The sequence below is a fragment of the Methylocella sp. CPCC 101449 genome, from assembly GCF_031921685.1.
GTDB lineage: Bacteria > Pseudomonadota > Alphaproteobacteria > Rhizobiales > Beijerinckiaceae > Terripilifer.
Genome location: NZ_JAPDHU010000002.1, coordinates 216624 through 238233 on the forward strand (window position 1 = coordinate 216624; position 21610 = coordinate 238233).

Annotated in this window: 17 protein-coding genes, 1 tRNA gene and 1 riboswitch; of the genes, 12 read left to right on the top strand and 6 right to left on the bottom strand. The window is 62.1% G+C overall.

Annotated features, from left to right (window positions below; all coding sequences use genetic code 11):
• Positions 1 to 356 precede the first annotated feature (356 nt).
• The 6 genes from paoA (at position 357) to leuD (ending at position 7157) form a co-directional block, all read left to right on the top strand.
• Positions 357 to 1022, top strand: a complete 666-nt coding sequence (gene paoA, locus OIM99_RS11640; RefSeq protein WP_311850576.1) for an aldehyde dehydrogenase iron-sulfur subunit PaoA — start codon at positions 357 to 359, stop codon at positions 1020 to 1022.
• On the top strand, positions 1019 to 1969 hold the full coding sequence (locus OIM99_RS11645) for a xanthine dehydrogenase family protein subunit M (protein WP_311850577.1): 951 nt from the start codon (positions 1019 to 1021) through the stop codon (positions 1967 to 1969). The genes paoA and OIM99_RS11645 overlap by 4 nt, the downstream gene beginning before the upstream one ends.
• A 1-nt stretch (position 1970) precedes the next feature.
• On the top strand, positions 1971 to 4163 hold the full coding sequence (gene paoC, locus OIM99_RS11650; RefSeq protein WP_311850578.1) for an aldehyde oxidoreductase molybdenum-binding subunit PaoC: 2193 nt from the start codon (positions 1971 to 1973) through the stop codon (positions 4161 to 4163).
• Positions 4164 to 4504: 341 nt separating this feature from the next.
• Positions 4505 to 4566, top strand: a riboswitch (Fluoride riboswitch).
• Positions 4567 to 4658: 92 nt separating this feature from the next.
• Complete coding sequence (gene crcB, locus OIM99_RS11655) at positions 4659 to 5039, top strand: fluoride efflux transporter CrcB (protein ID WP_311850579.1); 381 nt, start codon at positions 4659 to 4661, stop codon at positions 5037 to 5039.
• 101 nt (positions 5040 to 5140) lie between these two features.
• The gene (locus OIM99_RS11660; RefSeq protein WP_311850580.1) at positions 5141 to 6529 is read left to right on the top strand and encodes a 3-isopropylmalate dehydratase large subunit; all 1389 of its coding nucleotides are present in this window, start codon (positions 5141 to 5143) and stop codon (positions 6527 to 6529) included.
• Between the two features lie 4 nt (positions 6530 to 6533).
• Positions 6534 to 7157, top strand: a complete 624-nt coding sequence (gene leuD / locus OIM99_RS11665) for a 3-isopropylmalate dehydratase small subunit (RefSeq protein ID WP_311850581.1) — start codon at positions 6534 to 6536, stop codon at positions 7155 to 7157.
• Positions 7158 to 7312: 155 nt separating this feature from the next.
• Here leuD and OIM99_RS11670 read toward each other — a convergent pair whose 3' ends face one another.
• Positions 7313 to 8311, bottom strand: a complete 999-nt coding sequence (locus tag OIM99_RS11670) for a tripartite tricarboxylate transporter substrate-binding protein (RefSeq protein WP_311850582.1) — start codon at positions 8309 to 8311, stop codon at positions 7313 to 7315.
• A 128-nt stretch (positions 8312 to 8439) separates the two neighbouring features.
• Positions 8440 to 9942, bottom strand: coding sequence for an FAD-dependent tricarballylate dehydrogenase TcuA (gene tcuA / locus OIM99_RS11675; RefSeq protein WP_311850583.1), 1503 nt, complete (start codon positions 9940 to 9942; stop codon positions 8440 to 8442).
• A 244-nt stretch (positions 9943 to 10186) separates the two neighbouring features.
• Here tcuA and OIM99_RS11680 point away from each other — a divergent pair, with 244 nt between their 5' ends.
• Positions 10187 to 11407, top strand: a complete 1221-nt coding sequence (locus OIM99_RS11680; protein ID WP_311850584.1) for a TIR domain-containing protein — start codon at positions 10187 to 10189, stop codon at positions 11405 to 11407.
• A 109-nt stretch (positions 11408 to 11516) separates the two neighbouring features.
• Here OIM99_RS11680 and OIM99_RS11685 read toward each other — a convergent pair.
• The 4 genes from OIM99_RS11685 to OIM99_RS11700 all read right to left on the bottom strand — a co-directional run bounded on the left by OIM99_RS11685 (position 11517) and on the right by OIM99_RS11700 (position 16768).
• A tRNA-Gln gene (locus OIM99_RS11685) sits at positions 11517 to 11590 on the bottom strand.
• Positions 11591 to 11961: 371 nt separating this feature from the next.
• Entirely contained in the window at positions 11962 to 13401 is a 1440-nt protein-coding gene (locus OIM99_RS11690; protein WP_311850585.1) for a porin, read from the bottom strand.
• Between the two features lie 577 nt (positions 13402 to 13978).
• On the bottom strand, positions 13979 to 15418 hold the full coding sequence (locus OIM99_RS11695; RefSeq protein WP_311850586.1) for a porin: 1440 nt from the start codon (positions 15416 to 15418) through the stop codon (positions 13979 to 13981).
• Between the two features lie 363 nt (positions 15419 to 15781).
• Complete coding sequence (locus OIM99_RS11700) at positions 15782 to 16768, bottom strand: tripartite tricarboxylate transporter substrate binding protein (protein ID WP_311850587.1); 987 nt, start codon at positions 16766 to 16768, stop codon at positions 15782 to 15784.
• Between the two features lie 113 nt (positions 16769 to 16881).
• Between OIM99_RS11700 and OIM99_RS11705 the strand changes: the two genes are divergently transcribed.
• The 5 genes from OIM99_RS11705 (at position 16882) to OIM99_RS11725 (ending at position 21521) form a co-directional block, all read left to right on the top strand.
• Entirely contained in the window at positions 16882 to 17799 is a 918-nt protein-coding gene (locus tag OIM99_RS11705; RefSeq protein WP_311850588.1) for a LysR family transcriptional regulator, read from the top strand.
• Between the two features lie 109 nt (positions 17800 to 17908).
• Positions 17909 to 18979 (top strand): hypothetical protein, encoded by a 1071-nt coding sequence (locus OIM99_RS11710; RefSeq protein ID WP_311850589.1) that lies wholly within the window; start codon positions 17909 to 17911, stop codon positions 18977 to 18979.
• A gap of 193 nt (positions 18980 to 19172) precedes the next feature.
• Entirely contained in the window at positions 19173 to 19535 is a 363-nt protein-coding gene (locus tag OIM99_RS11715) for a hypothetical protein (protein ID WP_311850590.1), read from the top strand.
• A 115-nt stretch (positions 19536 to 19650) separates the two neighbouring features.
• The gene (locus tag OIM99_RS11720) at positions 19651 to 20760 is read left to right on the top strand and encodes a Ppx/GppA phosphatase family protein (RefSeq protein WP_311850591.1); all 1110 of its coding nucleotides are present in this window, start codon (positions 19651 to 19653) and stop codon (positions 20758 to 20760) included.
• The gene (locus tag OIM99_RS11725; RefSeq protein ID WP_311850592.1) at positions 20757 to 21521 is read left to right on the top strand and encodes an RlmE family RNA methyltransferase; all 765 of its coding nucleotides are present in this window, start codon (positions 20757 to 20759) and stop codon (positions 21519 to 21521) included. Before OIM99_RS11720 ends, OIM99_RS11725 begins: the two co-directional genes overlap by 4 nt.
• Positions 21522 to 21610: the final 89 nt, after the last annotated feature.

The window sequence follows — 21610 nt, forward strand, 5'->3', positions numbered from 1 at the left end:
ACCATTCATGAATGAGGCGCATAAGTGCATGCGGGTTTGCGCCTCTAATGAAGGGCGCCTCTGCGCATTATTCTCATTCTGTTGGCTGCCGGTGATCCCCGACCGCGTACCCCACGGGTCCGTGGATCAGACTTTTTGACCGCACGCCGGCCAATGCGGAGAATTCAACGATGAAATTGTTGGCATCGCCTGTTCAGGCGTTGTGACGACGGTTGCCCATTTTAGGGCCGTCGTCGGGTATTCACGAATTCGTGTAGAGCGGCGGAGCGGCAGCTCCCGCGTCAACGACGTTATCCCAACAACCTTCAAGAAAACTCCCGAAGAAATCTCGAATTAGTCCTGAAACGGAGTTCGACATGCATCCTCCTTGCGATTTCGAGGCAACCCGCCGGCAGCTTTTGCAAGCTGGTGCCGCATCGGTTGTCGCCACGACCGCGCCGGTCGCGGCGAGCGCCCAGATCGGTGGCGCCAGCACCAGTCGCGTGGCCGCGGCCGCCGTGGCTGGCACCGCGCTGACGAAGGTCTCTTTCACCGTCAACGGCAAGCGCGAAGAGCTGGAGCTCGACACGCGCACGACCTTGCTCGATGCGCTGCGCGAGCATCTGCATTTTACCGGCACAAAAAAGGGCTGCGATCATGGTCAGTGCGGCGCTTGCACGGTGCTGGTCGATGGCCGCCGCATCAATGCCTGCCTGTCGCTGGCGGTCATGCATGAGGCCGATACGATCACGACGATCGAAGGCTTGGGGCAACCTGACAATCTGCATGCCATGCAGGCGGCGTTCGTCAAGCACGACGGCTATCAATGCGGTTACTGTACCCCCGGTCAGATCTGTTCGGCCATCGGCGTGCTGAACGAGATCGAGGCCGGCGTTCCCAGCCATGTGACGGCCGATCTGATTGCTGTGCCCCAACTGACGGCGGAAGAGCTGCGCGAGCGCATGAGCGGCAATATCTGCCGTTGCGGCGCCTATCAAAACATCGTCGACGCCATCACCGAAGTTGCGGGGAGAAAAGCATGAAGTCCTTCACTTATGAGCGCGCGCAATCGCCGCGCGAAGCCGCAGCTGCGGTCGAGCGGGTTCAGGGTGCGAAATTCATCGCCGGTGGCACCAATCTTCTCGATCTGATGAAGCTTGAGATCGAAACGCCGGTTCATCTCATCGATGTCAACGGTCTGGCGCTCGACAAGATCGAGCCGACGGCGGAGGGCGGTCTGCGGATTGGCGCCCTGGTGCGCAACACCGATCTCGCCGCCGACGCGCGCGTGCGGCGCGACTATGGCGTGCTGTCGCGCGCTTTGCTCGCCGGGGCTTCGGGCCAGTTGCGCAACAAGGCGACGACGGCGGGTAATCTGCTGCAACGGACGCGCTGCCCGTATTTTTACGACACCAATCAGCCCTGCAATAAACGCCAGCCCGGCAGTGGCTGCGGCGCGCTCGCCGGTTTCAGCCGGCAGCACGCGGTGATCGGCGGCAGCGAGGCCTGTATCGCCACCCATCCCAGCGACATGGCGGTGGCCATGCGTGCGCTCGACGCGGTGATCGAAACGGTGCGGGCCGACGGCACGGTGCGGCGCATCCCAATCGCCGATTTCTATCGCACGCCGGGCAATACGCCACATCTCGAAACCGCTTTGATGCCGGGCGAATTGATCACCGCCGTGGTTCTGCCGAAGCCGGTCGGCGGCGTGCATGTTTATCGCAAGGTGCGCGATCGTGTCTCCTATGCCTTCGCTTTGGTCTCGGTCGGCGCCATCGTCCAGCCCGACGGCAGCGGTCGGGTGGCGCTGGGCGGTGTCGCGCATAAGCCCTGGCGCATGGAGGTGGCGGAGCGCGCTTTGCCGCGCGGCGCCAAAGCGGTGAGCGAGCAATTGCTCGCCGGCGCCAAGCCAACCCACGAGAACGAATTCAAACTGCCGCTGGTCGAGCGCACGCTCCAGGCGGTGTTGACTCAAGCGAGGTCGTGACATGCGCTTTGACAGCCCTTCCACCACCAATCCCATCGATCAACTGAAGGTCGTCGGCCACCCGCTCGATCGCATCGACGGGCCGTTCAAGACCACCGGCACGGCGCGTTATGCTTACGAGCAGCACGATGTCGTGGCCAATCAGGCCTATGGCTATGTCGTCGGTGCGGCGATTGCCAAGGGGCGCATCGTTTCGATGGACCTGGCTGCCGCTCAAGCAGCGCCAGGTGTCGTGGCGATCGTCACGGCCGAGAATGCCGGCAAGCTCAGCAAGGGCAGTTTGAACACCGCCATGCTGCTGGGTGGCCCGCAGATCCAGCATTACCATCAGGCGGTCGCTTTGGTGGTTGCTGAGACGTTCGAGCAGGCGCGTGCCGCCGCGAGCCTGGTGCGTGTCACCTATGCGCGGGAAAACGGTGCCTTCGATCTCGCTGCCGCGCGTGACACGGCACCGCTACGGCAAGGCGAGAGCGGCGGTGCGTCGATTGGCGATTTTCCCGGCGCCTTCGCGGCCGCGCCTGTGCAGCAGGACGCGACCTATACGACGCCCGATCAGTCCCATGCGATGATGGAGCCGCACGCGTCGATTGCCGCCTGGGACGGAGATAAGCTGACGGTCTGGACATCGAACCAGATGATCGCCTGGGGCGTGCGCGATCTTGCCATCACTTTGGGTGTTCCGCGCGAAAACGTGCGCCTGGTTTCGCCCTATATTGGGGGCGGCTTCGGCGGTAAATTGTTCCCGCGCAGCGATTTGCTTCTGGCATCGCTTGGCGCGCGCATCGCCAGGCGCCCGGTGAAAGTGGCGCTGACGCGGCCGTTGATCGCCAACAACACGACCCATCGTCCGGCCACCATCCAGCGTATCCGTATCGGCGCGACGGCGGACGGCAAGATCACGGCGATCGGCCATGAGAGCTGGTCCGGCAATCTGCGCGGGGGCTCCCCGGAAAACGCTATCCAGCAGACACGGCTGCTCTATGCCGGCGCCAACAGATTGACGGCGGTCCGGCTTGCGGTGCTCGATCTGCCGGAAGGCAATGCCATGCGCGCGCCGGGCGAAGCGCCGGGCCTCATGGCGCTGGAGATCGCCATGGATGAGATGGCGGAAAAACTGAATATCGATCCGGTCGAGTTCCGCATCCTCAACGACACGCAGGTCGATCCGGAACATCCCGAGCGGCGCTTCAGCCAGCGGCAACTGGTCGAATGTCTGCGCCTCGGCGCCGAGCGTTTCGCCTGGGCCGAGCGCAAGGCGCAACCAGCGCAGGTGCGCGATGGCCGCTGGCTCGTCGGCATGGGCGTCGCCGCGGGCTTCCGCAATAATCTGGTGACCCCATCAGGCGCGCGCGTGCGCCTTGATGGGCGTGGCGTGGTAACGGTGGAAACCGATATGACCGACATCGGCACCGGCAGCTATACGATCATCGCGCAGACGGCCGCCGAGATGATGGGCGTCGACATCGAGAAGGTGGTGGTGCGCCTGGGCGACTCCAGGTTTCCCATCTCCGCCGGCTCCGGTGGCCAGTGGGGTGCCAATATGGCGACCTCGGGCGTCTATGCTGCCTGCGTCAAGCTGCGCGAAGCGGTGGCGCAGAAGCTGGGCTTCAATTCCAGCGATGCGGCTTTCCGCGACGGCTATGTGCAGCAGGGCAATCGCCGTGTTTCGTTGGGCGAGGCAGCGGGAGAGGCCGGCCTGTCGGCGGAAGATACGATCGAGTTCGGCGATCTCAGCCGACGCTATCAGCAATCGACCTTCGCCGCGCATTTCGTCGAAGTGGGCGTCGATGCGGCGACGGCGGAAGTGCGTATGCGCCGCATGCTGGCGGTCGCCGCCGCCGGCCGCATTCTCAACCCCAAATCGGCACGCAGCCAGATGATCGGCGCGATGACCATGGGCGTGGGCGGCGCGCTGATGGAGGAACTGGCCGTCGATAAGCGCCAAGGCTTCTTCGTCAATCACGATCTCGCCGGCTATGAAGTGCCAGTGCATGCCGACATCCACAACCAGGAGGTGATCTTCCTCGACGAGGTCGACCCCATGTCCTCGCCGATGAAGGCCAAGGGCGTCGGCGAACTGGGCCTGTGCGGCGTCAGCGCGGCGATCGCCAACGCGGTCTACAATGCCACTGGCGTGCGCGTGCGCGACTATCCGGTGACGCTCGATAAACTGATCACCGGGCTGCCAGCTTAAAATTCTTCTAAAACAGGGGTTTGGCGGATGTCCGAGGGGCGAAAATCTTGCGCGAAAGTCAGCTTCCTGTCAGCCGGCTTTCCTAGCCTCGTTGCTGGCGATAAGCAGTCCCCAATTGTGGTTCGCCGCACACTGCACACGAGCCCCGTTGTCTCCCCAAGACAGCGGGGCTTTTGCTTAAGCTTGGCTGTCAGTTTCATGTCAGGTCATCAGCCTAGCTTGAGCAGTGGCGAAAGCAGTCCCTAATGTAATCGCCAACGGACTACGCCCCGTTGCCCCGCAAGGCAGCGGGGTTTTTGCGTGCGGCCGTCTTTACAGGTCCCCGCCGCATTCCTATCTTGAACACCGATGGGGATGGAGTTCCCCGATACCCGCCGCGAAGGCTGATGACTCCTACTGCGACCTGGGCCGTAAAGGGCTCTGCCGTGGTGGGACTCGATGAAGACCCGCCGATGGCGGGTTTTTTATTGCCCCAAATGAATTGAGGGCAATCCTATGACGTATCTGATCGTTTTCATTGGCGGCGGCATCGGCTCTTCGTTGCGGCATGGGGTCAATCTCGCTGCTGCGCGCTTTCTCGGCACCGGTTTTCCGTTCGGCACTTTGCTGGTCAATGTCATCGGCTCGCTCGTCATGGGTCTGTTCGCCGGCTATTTCGCCTTTCAGGGCGAAGCCTCCCAGCATTGGCGGCTGTTTCTCACCACGGGCATTCTCGGCGGCTTCACCACGTTCTCGGCTTTTTCGCTCGACACGATCCTGTTGTGGGAGCGCCAGCAATATGGGGCGCTGGCGCTCTATCTCGCCGCCAGCCTGGTGCTGTCGATCGCGATGATCGTCATGGGGTTGGCGGTGATGCGCAGCCTGTCGGCCTCATGATGCGAGGCTGGCATTGGCGAGACCCTCGATCGCTTGTAGAACCTATCCTCGCACGGCCGAGCTTAAAACAATCATATCGGGCCGGCGGGAGGATAGACGCGATGGGCGAGAGCCTGTTCGACAAGATCTGGGCGCGCCATAGCCTGGCCGAAGAGGGCGGCAAGACGCTGCTCTATATCGATCGTGTCGTCGTTGACGATGTGCGTGCGCCGCAGGTTTTGAAAAATCTGGATCGCCGTGGGCTCAGCATCCGCCGGCCTGACCTTGCGGTGGTGGTGATGGATCATTCGGTCCCGTCCTTCCCCAAGCTTGCTGCCGGCAGCAGTGTTTTCATCGATGCCGCCCGCGCGGCGGCGCGCCAGCATGATTTGCGATTGCTCGATGTCGGCGATGCAGAGCAGGGGATTTCCCATGTGGCGGCGCCGGAATTGGGTTTCGTCCTGCCGGGCTCGACCTATCTCTGTGTCGACAGCCATGCGCCGACCGTTGGTGGTCTCGGCGCCTTGGGCCTGGCCTGCGGCAGTTCTGAGCTGGAGCATGTGCTCGCCACGCAGGCCATGTGGGTGCGCAAGCCGCGCCAGATGCGGATCAATCTGGCAGGGACGCTGGGCGCCGGCGTCTGTGCCAAGGATGTCATTCTCTATGTGATCGGCCGGCTCGGCCTGGAGGCGGCACGCGGTGCCGCTTTGGAATTTGCCGGTCGTGTCGTGACAACGATGCCGGTCGAAGCACGCTTCACGCTGTGTAACATGGCGGTGGAACTTGGCGCGCGCACCTGCCTCGTGTCGCCCGACAAGACGACACTCGCCTGGCTGGCGCAACGCCGTCTCGCGCCCCACGGCGATCTCTGGAACCAGGCACAGGATGATTGGCTGAGCATGCGATCCGATCCGGATGCGCGGTTCGACGCCGATCTGACGATCGACTGCACGGCGCTAGCGCCACAGATCACCTGGGGCACGTCGCCAGCGCAGGTCGCCTCGATTTCCGGTCATGTGCCAACGGCTGCGGAGGCCGGGCTGGATGAGGCAAGCTGGCAGCGTGCGATAAATTATATCGATCTAGCGCCCGGCGCGGCGCTCGCGGGCACGAAGATCGATCGCGTCTTCATCGGCTCCTGCACCAACGCCCGTTTGAGCGATCTTGAAAGCGCGGCGCAGGTTCTGGCCGGCCACCATATTGCCGATCACGTCACGGCGGTTGTGGTCCCTGGTTCGCGCACTGTGGCGCGACAGGCGCAAGAGCAGGGTTTGCGCGATCTCTTCGAGCGCGCCGGTTTCCTCTGGGGTGAGCCCGGCTGTTCCATGTGCGCCGGCGGCGGCGGCGAGAAAGTAGCGCCGGGCGAACGCATCGTCTCGACGACCAATCGCAATTTCGAGAACCGCCAGGGCCCCGGCGTGCGCACCCATCTGGCAAGCCCGGCGACAGCCGCCGCAGCAGCTATCATGGGGCAGATCTGCGATCCACGCGCCTTGCTGGCGAAAGGTTGACCGCATGGACAAGTTCACCAGCGTTCGCGGCGCGGCCGCTCCCCTGCTGATCGACAACATCAATACCGATCAGATCACCCCCGTGCAATTCATGCGCGCCCTGGAGCCCGATTATCAGGCGGGGCTCTTCGCGCGCTGGCGCGCCGATCCCAACACGCCCTTCGTGCTCGATCGGCCGCGTTTCCATCGTGCCCCTATCCTGGTCACCGGCGGCAATTTTGGCTGCGGCAGCGCACGCGAAGTGGCCGTATGGGCCCTGGCCGCCCATGGCGTGCGCTGCATCGTCGCGCGCAGCTTTTCCGAAGTCTATCGCGAGAGCCTGATCAAGAACGGGATGTTGCCGATCGTGCTCGATCCGCCATCAGGGGCGGCGTTTGAGCGGTGTGTCGTTGATGTCGATGGTCGCCTGCCGTTCGAGGTTGATCTGGTCCGCAACACGATCGTCTGTCCCGACGGCAAGGCCTTTTCCTTCGCGATCGATCCAGGCGAGCGTACCGCTTTGCTCGAAGGCCTTGATGATGTCGCCATGACGATGCGGCACCGATCGCGGATCGAAGCCTGGGAGAAAGAAGCAGCCATGCGCCAGCCGTGGCTGCAACGGATCGCTGATCCTCCAACAGGTTCGTGAAAAAGACGCTCGGTGTCATTCCCGACGCGCGAAGCGCGAGCGGGAATCTTGAGCCACCTGTAGAGTGCTATTCAGGGCAATGACGCATGGGCTGGCCACTTGCTCTGGATTCCCGCTCGCACCTGCGGTGCGTCGGGAAGGACACGGAGAGAATCTTAGTTGACGCCCATGATGCCGCCGACATGTTTGATGATCTCGGGCGTCGGTGTGCCGGCTTTGGCGAACAATTGATCGAGGTCTTCACCCGATTTCGGATTGAGATCGAGATTGCGCCGCTTGGCGTCGGTGATCATCTCTTCGCTTTTCATGGTTTCGTCGAAGGCTTGACGCAGGATGCGCAGTCGGTCCTCGGGCACGCCCGGCGCCGTCACATAAGCCGTACCGAATTCGGACGGCAGGGCGACGAAATCCCACATCGCTTTCTTCTGCGGATCGTCGATCAGATCGCGGATTTTCGTGACGCCGGGAATGTCGGCAAAGTCGAGCCCGGCGATGATGTTGATCTTCTTGTCGCGCAGCCAGTCCGGATGCAGGCTGACCAAGGTCGAATAGGCGATGGTGCTGACCTGCACCTCGCCCTGTTCGAGAGCTACGGCGGTGGGGCCTGAGCCCATGAAGCCGGTCACGATTTTCATCTTCGTTCCGAAGATTTCGTTGATCAGAACCGGCTGGATCGTCGTGGTGGAACGGCGTGCCGATGTCGCCAGAACGGTTTCCCTGGTTTTCAGATCGTCCAGCGTCTTCATACCGCTCGTGTGCCAGGCGACCAGGGCGCGTCCGAAATCGCTCATGCGGCCGATGAAATGGAATTTCGCGGGATCGAATTTCGCCGCCTTCGGCTCGACGAAAGGCGTGACGAAGAAATTCGGCATCGCCACGGCGATGACGGTTCCATCCTTGGCACCGGCATTGGCCACATAGTCGATGGCATTCACGCCCCCCGAACCCGGCCGATGTTCGATGACGACAGCCGGATTGCCCGGCACATATTTACCGAAATGGGAGGACAGCAATTGCGCATAGCTGCTGAAGCCGCCGCCGACCTCGCTGCCGACGACGATTCTGATCTGCTTGCCGCGATAGAAATCACTTTGCGCTTGCGCTGTGCCCGCCAAGGCCACGAGAGCCGCCAGCGCCAATACGCCCTTTCTCATTATTTCCTCCCTCGATACCGCTTTTGTGGTGGTCAGGTCCGAACTCAGGCGAGTCGAACGCGAAGTCAGCGGTTGACGATAGAAAATCAGGTTATGGCGTGGCTTTCAACGGTGGGCAAAAGAGAACGTTAAGTGCCCAATGCCGCCTGTGCCGCCGCGCGGCCGGCGATGCGCCCGAAGACGGCAGCCGACATGAGGCCGGAGCCGCCGGGATAGTTGAAGTAAAACAGGCCGCCCACCATTTCGCCCGCCGCATGCAGGCCCGTGACACGCTGCCCACCTTCGTCAAGCACGCAGCAGTCGCCATCGACGCGCAGCCCACCGAACGTAAAGGTGATGCCGCAAGTCACCGCATAGGCTTCGAACGGCGGCTCGGCGATGGCGAGCGCCCAATTGGATTTGGGGATCGCAAGCCCTTCCGTGCAGCGGCCATCCTTCTTGCCGGGATCGTAGGGAATGTCCGTGCGCACGGCGGCGTTGAAATTCTTGATGGTGGTGAGGCAGGCCTCGCGCTTGATGCCGTCGAACTGAGCGATCAGGGCTTCCAGTGTTTCGGCCTTGAAGCGGGCCGATTGCTTGACGCGATATTCACCATGCAGGCGCGCCGCGCCGTGCTTGTCGAAAATCTGCCAGGCGACCTGGCCCGGCTGGGCCAGAATGGCGCGTCCGAGTTTGGCATAGGTGAGGGCCCTGATATCGGCGCCTTCGTCGAAGAAGCGCTCTCCGTCGGCATTGACGACGATGCCCTCGAGATAATCGTCGCGTTTGAAGACGGTGCCATATGCGAGTTCGTTGACGTCGGGCGCGTTGAGATCCCAACTCGCCGAATGGCAGCCCGACCAGTTGCCGAAGGGCAGGGCGCCCCGTTCGAGCGCCATGCGCAGGCCATCGCCCGTGTTGAAGCGCGAGCCGCGCACCTTGGCGAGATCCCACGAGGGGCCGAGATAGCGCGTGCGCCATTCCGTATTGGCTTCAAAGCCACCACAGGCCAGGATCACGCGCCGCGCGCGGATGGCGACATCTTCGCCGTCGCGCCGCGCGATGACGCCGGCGATGCGACCGCCTTCATCGATCAGCGAAAGCGCCTTGGTTTGATAGAACACGCGCGCGCCGCGCCGCTCGGCGGTGCGGAACAGAGCTTCCGACGCCCCTTCGCCCGCGCCATAAACTTCCAGCGCCGAGCCGCCGGAAAAGCGGATGCGGCCGTTGGGCAGTTTGAACTGCCATTCGTAGAGCGGCAGAAAGCGCAGGCCCTGCCGCTGCAACCAGAACAAGGTGTCGCGGCTGTTCTCGACCAGCATGTCGGCCATGTCGGGATGGCTGCGATATTGGGTGACGCGGGCCAGATCGTCATAATATTGCTCGCGCGAATAGGAGCCGAATTCGCAGCGCTCACGTTCCGCCGCGCTCAGGCCGCCGACGAGCGCATCGATATCCTCGACGCCATGATAGACGGCGCGAATGGCGCCATTGGAAAAGCGCGTATTGCCGCCGCGCTCAGTTTCCGGCGCTTTCTCCAAAACGACGACCGAGGCGCCGATGTCGCGCGCCGCGATGGCGGCACTCAAGCCCGCCATGCCTGCGCCAACGACAAGCACGTCGGTGTCCTCGACGATGGAGGCAGGCGCCATGTTTCACTCCCGGTATTTGTCTTGTTTGGTCGTCTTATGCCGCGTGCTGGATCAATCGTCCAGCTTACGCATGAACTCTCGTACTATTTCCCAAACGTCGCTGTAGTTTCAGCCGTGCCATTTAACTCAACGCAAGCAGTGCATAGAGTGTCGAACAACCGTCAGCTATTAGCTGAATGTGGCACGATTCTACTTGCGTTCTACTGTCTGCATGCCACCATAGGTGGTGGGCTAAGGAGATCGCATGCCGCGCGCGAAGACCCCGGTTAAGAAGGCCTCGAAGACACCGAAGCCTGCGATTAAGCGGGCTTATCTGAAACAGTCGGATGTTCCGATGTCATCGCTGGCTGACGCGCTTCGCATTCCTAAGGCGATTGACGAGAATTTCGGCGGGCGGGCCACAGCACCGCTGCAGGTGGCATTGGCATTGAAGGTCGATCCCGGTGGGTCGCAACTTCGAGTGTTGTCCGGTGCTAGCATGGCCTTCGGCTTAATCGAGGGTGGAGCGCAGGCGCAGGCGATCTCGTTGACCCCCTTGGCGAAGAGTATTCTTCGCCCGACCACCGAGGAGCAGGACGCTGCCGCCCGACGCGAAGCTGTTCTGAAACCGCGCGTTTACCGAGAATTTCTTGAGCGGTATGACAAGCATTCTTTTCCGCGCCACGACATCGCAGCAAACGTGTTGGAAGAATTGGGCGTACCACGCGAGAAGTGTGGCGAGGTGCTGGACCGCCTTCAAGAAAGCGCGAAGTCGGCAGGCTTTCTGCAAGAGAGTAAGGGTAAAACATGGGTCTTTCTTGGCGTGACTGCCAAGCCGGCGCCGGCAGACGGCCAGGACGAGACGCCTGATGACGTGATCACGGAAGCAGAGCAAGACGCCCCAGAGCGTGCCAAGTCAGAGGCTCAAGCGGCGGCATCGGCGCCCGCCGCACCGCTAGCTCCACTTACGCCTCTCGCGCCATCCGACGCTGTCCAGAATACAACTATGGCTGCTGCGAAAGCCGACGATGCTCGGAGACGGAAAGTATTCGTCACCCACGGCAAGGACAAGACGTTCGTCGATCCTATCAAACGCATGCTGGAATACGGGGAGCTGGAGCCGGTTGTCTCTGTGGAGCGTACCTCGGTATCCAAGCCAGTACCCGACAAGGTCATGGACGACATGCGGATGTCAGGCGCGGCAATCATCCATGTCGATGCAGAGCGGGTGCTCAAGGATGATGACGGCAACGAAATCGTCATCATCAACCCAAACGTCTTGATCGAGATTGGCGCTGCAATGGCCTTCTATGGTCGCCGTTTTGTCTTGCTAGTGAGGGATGGAATCAAGTTGCCATCCAATTTGCAGGGGCTCTACGAGGTTCGCTACAAGGGTGACACCCTTGATGCGGACGCTACGATGCAGCTCCTCGAAGCAATGCGCGAAATGAAGACCCTCCCCCTGCCAAACGAGATCGGGCTATAGTCAGGCGCTGCAAGCCACCCAGCTGTGCGGTTCAAAGACTTCGGTCAGAAGGTTTGGCGAGCTTGGCCGCAGTTTCGCTGCAAATGCTTTAGCATTTAAACGGAAAATGTGGCTGGGGAACCTGGATTCGAACCAAGATTAACGGAGTCAGAGTCCGTCGTTCTACCGTTGAACTATTCCCCACCAAGAAACCAAGTAAAGTCAGCTACTTGATTTGGCGATTGTCGAGACCGCGCGCCAAATCGAACGGCTATGACAATGGCGCGTACCTACGGTGTTCCACCCGTTCCTGTCAACCGTTCCGCGCGTCGCGCACGCTTGTTTTCCGCTGTCTTGGCCGCGGCGGCGCCCGATGCGCCGTATGAAAAAGCCCCGACGCTGCTCGACGTCGGGGCTGGAGATCCGCCCAATTCCCCGTGTCCCTGGATCTGTTGCTCAGAGGGAGCGGATTGAAACGGAGGTTGATTTCAATCGCACCGATATGTCCAGGTGCCGCGAGGTGCGGTGGTTCCGGCCGGGGGTATTGCGCCCCCCGGCCGAAATCGTTTGTCAAATCAGAACTGGCGCTCGACGCGCATGCGGCCGGTCCAGTTGTTCGGGTTGACGTTGGCGAGAACGCCAAGGCCCGCGGGAACCGACAGCGGCAGGTTCTGATTGAGACGCGCATAAGACAGTTCGACGCCGATATCGAAGTTACGCACCGGCGACCAGATGAGCTGACCCACCGCGGTCCACACATTGGCCCGCGACAGACCGCCCTGCGACCAGGCGGTATTCTGGGTCACGCTGCCCGGATCGATCCGCAGGTAAGAACCGATGAGGTTCGACCGCAGGGAGGGGGTCCAGTAGTGGGTCAGAGTACCGGTGACGCTGAACGCCTTGGTCTGTTCCGAGCCGCCGGCCGAACAGGCGGCGTTCACGCAGAACAAGGTGAGGTTACGATCGGCGCGCAGATAGCCGCCGAGGTAGTTGCTGGTGAGCAGCGTGTTGGCGCTGGCGCCATTCGAGGCCACGTAGTCGAGCGCGCCGACACCGTAAGCCGCCCACACCTGCACGTTGTCGCCTTGGGCGAGCATTGGCAGGTTGACTTTCAGGCCGCCGGCGACAGCCCAGCCCGTGCGACGGATTGCCGGGCCGGCATTGCCGACAACAGCGAGGTTGGCGTTACCGAAGGTCGCCGAGTTTTCGAGCACGGCGCCCGACACCATCGCCGAGCCCCAGCCCTGATCGATGCGCAGGTTGGCGACGAGGGCGGGCAGGCGCTGCGCCACCGGACCGGCGAGCGCGCCGGTCGCGGTGAACGGATTGGCACCCAGCGTATTGGCGGTCATCGACATCGGCAGGTCGCCGCGGTTTTCGATCGCCAGCGTGGCCGAGAAGCCGCCGCCGAAGGTCGCGGTATAAGCGAGCTGGCGGATGCCGCTCGGGAAGGCCGCGTTCAGCATCGAGCCGTAGGGCAGGTTCGGCAGGAACGTGAAGTTCGAGGTGGCCTGACCGACGGTGAAGCCGGCGAAGCGGATATAAGCCGCTTCGATCGTCGCCGTATTGGCGTTGCCGCCGGAGAACACGCCGCCGGTGTAACCGGGCGAGGCGACGCCGAGGCCGCTCGCCGCTTGCAGGCGCAGCGAGAACACGGTCTGCACCGTGCCCCAGGCCGACTGCGTGCGGGCGTCCATGTTGACGATGCCGCGCGCATACCAGCCGGTGGAATCAACCGCGTTCGAAGAGATGAACGTGCCGGTGCCGCCACCAGTCGAACGACCGGAAACTGCATTCTTGGAGGGCGTATACCAGCCATCGACACGAACACGACCGCCAACGCGCAGGCAGGTGTCCGTCCCGGGAATCCAGTAAAAACCTTCGCCATAGGCGTCGCATACGCGGACATATTCCACGGGTGCCGCCTTGCGCGACGGCAGATCAGCCGCCTGCGCCCCAGCCATGGCGAGCAAAGCCGCCGAAGAACCAAGCAGAAGACTCTTGGTGAACCTCATTATTATGCTCCGTCAGAAAAACTCTGAACTCTTATCGACGTGGGAAAAGCCTGGATCTCGCCAATGGGCGGGCATAATTCCCACGAACTTGCCGTAAATATGTCCTTGCGATCCAGCTCGACCGGAAAATACCGCAATCTAGCCTGACCAGTGTTCACGAACACTTGAGCTTGCCTGTTTGCTGAGCGGGTGTGGCACCGCAGCAACGAATAGATCGGCATACGCTCATTTGTTGGGCAATAAGCTGCCTTAAAATATTGATTCACTAGGAATAAATGCCCTCGCGACCCAATCGTACATATGGTTTGTACGATGGCGGAAAGAGGCGGCCGAAGGATGGCGAAAACGCGGCTAGGACCGCGTGGAATGGCCAGGAAAAATGCTCAAGAAAAAAGCCCCGACGCTGCTCGACGTCGGGGCGAAAGGTCCGCCCAAAATCCCCGTTATCCCGGATCTGTTGCTCAGAGGGAGCGGATTGAAACGGAGGCCGATTTCAATCTCACCGGATGCCCGGGTGCCACGAGGTGCGGCTGGTCCGGTCGGGGGATTGCGAACCCCGGCCGGAAGGCTTGCCGGATCAGAAGGTGCGCTCGACGCGCACGCGGCCGGTCCAGTTGCTCGGATTGACATTGGCGAGAACGCCCAGGCCCGCCGGAACCGAGAGCGGCAGGCTCTGGTTCAGTTTGGCGTAGGAGAGTTCGACACCGATGTCGAAGTTGCGCACCGGCGACCAGATCAAGTCACCCGCGACGTTCCACAGATGGGCTTTCGACAGACCGCCCTGCGCCCAAGCCGTGTTCTGGCTGACGCTGCCCGGCGTGATCTGCACATAAGTGCCGATCAGGTTCGAACGCAGCGTCGGCGTCCAGTAGTGGGTGAAGATCGCGGTGGCGCTGAAGGCCTTGGTCTGCTCCGCGCCGCCGGCCGTGCAGGCCGCGTTCAGGCAGTACAGGGTCAGGTTGCGATCGACGCGCAGGAAGCCGCCGAGGAAGTTGGTCTGCACAGCGAAGTTGCCGTTCAGGCCCAGGCCATAGAGATAGTCGAGCGCGCCGACACCATAGTTGGCCCAGAACTGGAAGTGGTCGCCCGGCGCGATCATCGGCAGGTTGATGCGGCCGCCGCCACCGACAGCCCAACCAGTGCGATTGATCTGCGGACCAGCATTGCCAACCACGGCAAGCGCCGGATTGGCGAAGGTGCCGGTGTTTTGCATCACCATCCCGGACACCATCAACGAACCCCACGCCTGGTCGACGCGCAGGTTGCCGACGAGCGACGGCAGACGCTGCGCGACCGGTCCAGCCGTTGCCGCCGTGGCGGTGAACGGATTGGCGCCGAGCGTGTTGACGGCCGAGGCCACGATCAGGTCGCCCTTGTTTTCGAGGGCCAGGGTGGCGGAGAAACCGCTGCCGAAGGTCGCCGTGTAAGCCAACTGGCGGACGCCGTTCGGGAAGCCCGCATTATACAGCGACTGATATTGATAGGGCGGCAAGAACGTGAAGTTCGACGCGGCCTGACCGACCGTGAAGCCGGCGAAACGGATATAGGCCGCTTCGATCGTCGCGGTATTGGCATTGCCCGCCGCGAAGACGCCGGCCGAATATCCCGGCGGGGTATTGGCGAGACCCGATGCCGCCATCAGACGCAGCGAGAAGACGGTCTGCACGGTGCCCCAGGCGGATTGGGTGCGGGCATCCATATTGACGACGCCGCGCGCCAGCCAGCCGTTCTGATCGACACCGTTGGAGCTGATGAACGTGCCGGTGCCGCCACCGGTCGAACGACCGGAAACCGCGTTCTTGGCCGGCGTGTACCACATGTCGACGCGGATACGGCCGCCGACCTTCAAGCAGGTGTCGGTGCCGGGAATCCAGTAAAAGCCCGCGCCATAGGCGTCGCAGACCCGTACATATTCAACAGGGGCGGACTTGCGCGACGGCAGATCCGCGGCCTGCGCGCTGGCCGCTGCGAGCACAGTCGCCGCGGAGCCGAGCAGGATATTCTTGCTAAACTTCATTCGTTCACCCTCCGAAAACTACCGGAACCGCGTGAAGCGCCAGACCTGTCCAAGTCTGCCTCCAGCTTGCGCCGGCGCCCGCTTCCTCGAATTGCGAGTATTTTCACACCCGTGATTCTACGGATATGGCGAACGTATCGGAATCGTGACAGGCCGCCACAGCCGAATGGTTTTCCGCCGGCTGGCGACCGCCTTTTCTCCGCAGATGTGGCGGAATTGTTACAAAAATGTCGCCTATGATGCTGTTTCTGATAGGTTTTTGATCGGCTTTCGATCTATTCGTAAGGAGGTATTTCGAAGCCGCTCATCCGCGCCGACCGGGACCCGGAGCAGTTCTCGAACCGCTGAATATCAGTCCCCCAGTCATTGCGGCTCGATCTTGGCGAGGCGCGCATAATCACGCCAGTCGTCCACTTCCTTGCGCCAGTATTGCTGGGCATCGTCCGGGCCGATGGTCCATGGATCGCTCGCGATCGAGGCCAGAAAGGCTTTGCCTTCCTCGCTGGCAATCACCTGTCCAAACGCCTCGCGCAGCTTTTCCACGATCGGCCGGGGCGTTCCCATCGGCACCATGGCGCCCCACCAGCTGACGAGGTTCATCTTGTAGCCAAGTTCGGTCATGGTCGGATATTCGGGCGCGGACTTCAGGCGCTCGCCCGTCGCCACGGCGAGAATGCGGATTTTGCCTTGCCTGGCCTGAATGGTCGCGAACACCGGATCGTAGATCGCATAGTCGACGACGCCACTGGCCACATCGTTGATGGTGTCGGCAGTGGTCTTGTACTGAACCTCGAGGGTGGAGAGGCCGGCAGCTTCCTTATACATGGCGCCGACGACGCGAGCCGGCGGATTGGTGGTGGAATAGCTGCCCCTGTCGCCTTTCTCCTTCATAGCTTTGGTCAGCTCGTCGATGGTTTTGTGCGGCGAGGACGCGCTGACGGCGATCATCATCGGCATGCGGTTGATGGTGGTGACCATTTGCAACTGCTTGATCACATCGACCGACGGTTTCTTGAAGATATGCATGTTGGTCGCAAGGGCGTCGCCGCTGGTGACATAGATCGTGTAACCGTCCGGCTTGGCGCGCGCGACATATTCGGTCGCGATATTGCCGATGGCGCCGGGCTTGTTTTCGACGATCACGGTCTTGCCGAGGATCGGCTGCATCTTATTGGCGAAGAAGCGGACGATGATGTCGGCACCGCTGCCGGCCGCGAAACCGCAGATGAAATGAATATTTTCCGCCGGGTAGGTCATGCCCTGCGCTTTTGCGCCGTGAGGTAAAATGAACGGCAATGCCATGAGAATGGCGGCGCTCAGACGGCGCAGATGCTTCTTGAGTACGGTCATGTCTCCCTCCAGACAGGCATACTGTCTGGCAAGCGTCACCCGGATCGTCTCGACGGCGTAGCGGCGATCTGGAATAGTCTTCATTCCTGATCGGAACCGGGGAGGGGCGGATCATGGATGAAAGCAATATCAGCTTGCGGCATCTGCGCGTTCTTGCTCTGTTGCTTGAAGTGCGCAGCCTGACGCGCGCCGCGCAAATTCTGGATACGACGCAGCCGACGATCAGCAAGGCGCTGACGAAGCTGCGCGCGCATTTTGGCGACCCCCTGTTCGTGCGCGTTGGCTTGGCGATGCATCCGACGCCGCGTGCGCTCGACCTCGCGCAGCCGTTGAAGGATCTGCTGACCACTTCGGATGTCATGCGATCGTCCAGCGTGGCCTTCGATCCCAGATCGTCGGCGCGCGAGTTTGCGATGATCGTCACCGAAGTCGGCCTGGCGCAATTGGTGCCGCCGATCATTGCCCATCTGGAAAAGCAGGGGCCAGGCCTGCGGCTCAAGGCTATGCCGCTTGACTCGCGGCCGATCGAAGCGCGCCTGCAAGCGGGAGAAGCGGATGTGGTGTTGGGCGTATTTCCCAGCGTCTCTGCCAATATGCGCCGTCAAAGACTTTACACCGACAGCTATATGAGCGTGGTGCGCAAAGCTCATCCGCGCGCGGGAAAATTGACGAAGTCCGAGGCTTTCCTGCGCGAGCGACATGTGGTCGTCACTTCATCTCCGACGGGGCACGGCGTGCATCAAGCGCTGGAGCGCATCTTCGCCACCAAGCTCGATCCGGATCGCGTGCATGTGCGTGTTCCCAGTTTCGTGACGAGCGCCATGGTGGCGAGCAAGACCGACGCGGTCGGCACACTGCCGGCGCGCTTGGCCCAATATTTGGCTGACGATCTCAAGCTCATGCCGTTTGCAACGCCGCTGCCGTTGCCGCGTATCGAAATTTGCCAGTTCTGGCACGAGCGCGTGCAGCAGGACGCCGGGCATCGCTGGTTTCGCGCGACGCTGCGCAGCTTGTTCGGCTCAAAAGACTAATGACCATGCATTCCAACATGGAATTCTTTCCATTCCTATTTAGGACTGGCTTGTGCGCTACGACTTGGCGGAGACTTGCGACAGCGCGGAGCGGACAGGGGAGGTCGCCGTGGCGGAAGCGAAAGCGGCGGGCAGCGCCGAAGATAACGTTCAAGACAACGTTGTCGGTGCGCTGCTGGTTGGCAGCATGCCGCTGGCCGATGCCGAAGCGGTGTTTCGATTTGTCAGCGAACATCTCGGTCGCCACCTCAAGCGCATGCCTGACGGCGAAACCGGCGCGCGGATCAATTGGACGCAATGGCAACAGAGCGTGTTCAGCGCCGTTCCGGCCCTGGCCTCGGAAATCTTCGATGCGGGATATATCAAGCGGCCAAAGTTTCGGCTGAAAACCGGTGCGACGGTCGGCGACGTGAAATTTCCGCCGCTCGGCTATGCCGCTGCGGCCGAGGCCTCCTATGGCGCGTTCAAGGCGCTCAAGAAAGCCGGCGAGATCCCGCCCGGCATGAAATTCCAAGTCTGTTTGCCGACGCCGATTGCGCCGACGACCATTTTCGTTTTTCCGGAAGATCAGCTCAAACTGGAGCCGCTGTATGAGGCGGCGATGCTGGCCGAGCTCGACGCGATCGTCGCCGCCATTCCTGCTGCCGATCTGGCGATCCAATGGGATACGGCGATCGAATTCGCCATTCTCGAAGGTGTGCTGCCCCATGCCTTCGAGAAGCCGGAGGCGGATATGGTGTCGCGGCTGGTGCGCCTCGGCAATCATGTGCCCAGCGGCGTCGAACTCGGTTTTCATCTCTGCTACGGCGACAGTGGCGGCCGCCATTTCAAGGAACCGGAAGACACATCGAAACTGGTGTCTGTCGCCAATGGCATCGTGCGCGGACTGACGCGTCCACTTGACTGGCTGCATCTGCCTGTGCCGAAGGAGCGGGCCGACGAAAAATATTACGAGGCGCTGGCCGGCCTGAAGCTGCAGCCAGGCACGGAACTCTATCTGGGTCTCGTACACACGACCGACGGCGTGGAAGGAACGCAGAAGCGCATCGCGGCCGCCCGGAAATATGCCGTGTCCTTCGGTGTGGCGACGGAATGCGGATGCGGACGGCGGAAACCGGAAACGTTGGCGGAGCTGATGCGGGTCCACCGGATGGTGAGCGAGCCCCAAAAAAGAGGATAGTCCGGCACTTTGTTGCCCCTCTCTAGAGTATTTTTAGAAAAAACAGACACTTAATTGCATTTTCGCCGCCACTTGGTGGGTGGCGCGCTTGCCACACCTCGTGAGCCCATATCGACGTTATCGGCACGCGTTCCTATCTTACGGACGGTGCAGGACAATCGCGGCTGCGGGCGTTCGTCGAGAGGAGGCTCCCATGTCGATATTTCGCGTGATTGCAATCGCTTCGGCTATGGCCGCGGTGGTGGCGCTGGCTCTGCCGGCCGAGGCCAAAACGAAGCGCAAGAGCCACCGGCATCAGGCCTATCACAGCCAGATCTACCGGCCGTCTGTGCCCCATTCAGTGCGGGTCGGGGGCGGTTATGGCCCCAATACCTACGCCCGGGCGCCGCGCAGCTATGGCGGCGACCCCGGCAATTATCGCAATGTGCCGAATGGCCGGCCGGATGCTTTTCAGGCGGTAAATGGCTGTTATGGCGGCCGGGAACAGGTGTTGCGGGGCGGCCGGCTGGTCTGGGTCCCGAACGTGACCTGTCCCTACGCCCCGGACTGGTTCTGATCGCCGGCAGCAAGACGTCAGGGCGCCTGTCGTCAGGCGCCTTGGCGTTTGATCCGACGCGCTTTACATTGGTTTGAATCGCTCCGCTTCCTAGGAAGCGTGTTGGAGCAAGGTTTTGACGAACGAAGGCCACCCGCTGCCGCGGCCCGATGATGCCGGGCGCGACACTGTTTATGCCGGACCCGCCGGGCTCACGCCCGCGGGGCGTCCGCAGGCCCCCGTTTACGCGGCGCTCGACCTCGGCACCAACAATTGCCGTCTGCTGATCGCCCGGCCGTCGCCCGACGGTTTCAAGATTCTCGATGCCTTCTCGCGCATCGTCCGTCTGGGCGAAGGGCTGAGCCATACCGGCCGCCTCGGCGAGCCGGCGATCGCCCGCACCTTGGCGGCGCTGGCCGTGTGCCGCGAGAAGATGGAGGCGCGCGGCGTTGCGCGTACGCGGCTCATCGCCACCGAAGCCTGCCGCGCGGCCGAGAACGGCCCGGCCTTTCTGTCGCAGGTGCATGAGCGCCTTGGCTTGCAGCTCGAAGTGGTCGATCGCGAGACGGAAGCTTTTCTTGCCGCCGCTGGCTGCGCTTCGCTGGCGGATCCCAGAGCCCGCGCCATCCTGCTCTTCGACATTGGTGGCGGCTCGACGGAAATCGTCTGGCTCGCCGACTGCTGCCCCGAGACAGGCCGCAAGAAACTGCATGATCGCGTGCGCTTGTGGACGTCGCTGCCGTTGGGCGTCGTCTCCCTGGCCGAGCAATTTGGCGGCCATGAAGTGACGCCGCAAACCTATCAGGCCATGGTCGATCATGTCGCCGCCGAACTGGCCGATTTCGCCGAGGAGGCGCGCTCGGAACTGTGCTGCGAACATTTTCATCTGCTCGGCACATCCGGCACGGTGACAACCGTGGCTGGCGTGCATCTTGGTCTTCAGCGCTATGACCGGCGTCGTGTCGATGGCTTGTGGATGCGCAATGCGGAAGTGAACGACGCCATCACTCATTTGCGCGACATGACCTATGACGAGCGGGCCGCCAATGGCTGCATTGGCGCCGAGCGCGCCGATCTGGTATTGGCCGGCTGCGCTATTTTTGATGCCATTCGGCAGGCCTTCCCGAGCTGCGGCGTTCGTATCGCCGATCGCGGCCTGCGCGAGGGCCTGTTGATGCAGATGATGAGTTTCGACGGCGTGTGGCGCGGCGGTCAGAACGGCAGCCAGAACGGAAAGAGTGAATGACCACGCCGAAAAAGGGATCGGGCGGCCCGAAAGTGCCTGGCCGCTCAGGCGGCAAGAGCGCCGGCCGCGACAGCTCACTGAAAGTGCATGTGAAGACGGCGCATAAGCGCTCGCACTCGTCGACGCTCTGGCTCGAGCGCCAGCTCAACGATCCCTATGTCGCGCGCGCCCGTGCCGAGGGCTGGCGCACCCGCGCTGCCTACAAGCTCATCGAGATCGACGAACGCTACAAGCTGCTGAAGCCGGGTCAGAAGATCGTCGATCTTGGCGCCGCGCCCGGCGGCTGGGCGCAATATGCGGCCAAGCAGGTCGGCGTGCTGGAAGGCAAGGGCGCGGCGCGCGGCCAAGTCATCGGCATCGATCTGTTGGAAATCGAGCCGCTGGCCGGCGTCGAATTCGCGGTCATGGATTTTCTCGAAGAAGAAGCGCCCGAGCGCCTGCGCGCCATGATGTCGGCCGATGGCAGCGATGGTCGTGTCGATGGCGTGTTGTCGGACATGGCGGCCAATGCCACGGGCCATCGCCAGACCGATCACTTGCGCATCGTTCACTTGGCAGAACTTGCCGTTGAGTTCGCGCGCGAAGTGTTGAAGCCCGGTGGCTTCTTTGTGGCGAAAGTGTTGCAGGGCGGCACGGAAGGCAGTTTGCTTTCCATCCTCAAGCGCGATTTCACCACCGTGCGCCACGTCAAGCCGAAAGCAAGCCGTGCTGATTCCGCTGAGCTTTATGTTCTGGCGACGGGCTTTCGCGGCGACAACTGATCCTTCAACAACAGCTCTTCTCGAAGATCGCATCGCGCACGCGACGATTCAGGGTTGCCTTTTCAACGTTGCTCTTTTATTTTGCATCG